Origin of the sequence: Alkalihalophilus lindianensis, from assembly GCF_032843265.1 — a bacterium.
In the GTDB taxonomy this organism is placed as follows: domain Bacteria; phylum Bacillota; class Bacilli; order Bacillales; family Bacillaceae_D; genus Alkalihalophilus; species Alkalihalophilus lindianensis.
In genome coordinates, this window is sequence record NZ_JAWJBA010000898.1 from 1 (window position 1) to 242 (window position 242).

Below are 242 nucleotides of genomic sequence, written 5' to 3' on the forward strand. Positions count from 1 at the left end.
CTGTTTTTCCTCTTGACCCATTAATAAAACTAGCTGTCTCTTCATCAAATCGAATTCCCTTTTCCCGATTGTAGCCTTCATGCTTTTGTTGTCTGTGTCCGTAAGCCCACCTCTTATCTATTAACCTATAAAGTCTTTAAGCAATAAAATACGAAACAACAGAAAGAATGACGGATGTTATCAACATCGCTGTCAGCGGCCGCAATGCTTTTGTGCGCAGGTCACGCAGGCTTACATTCAAT

Annotated in this window: 1 pseudogene; it reads right to left on the reverse strand. The window is 40.9% G+C overall.

Annotated elements, in window-relative coordinates:
* Nucleotides 1–136: 136 nt before the first annotated feature.
* Nucleotides 137–242, reverse strand: a pseudogene (locus RYX56_RS24710) (putative sulfate exporter family transporter); the annotation flags it as partial.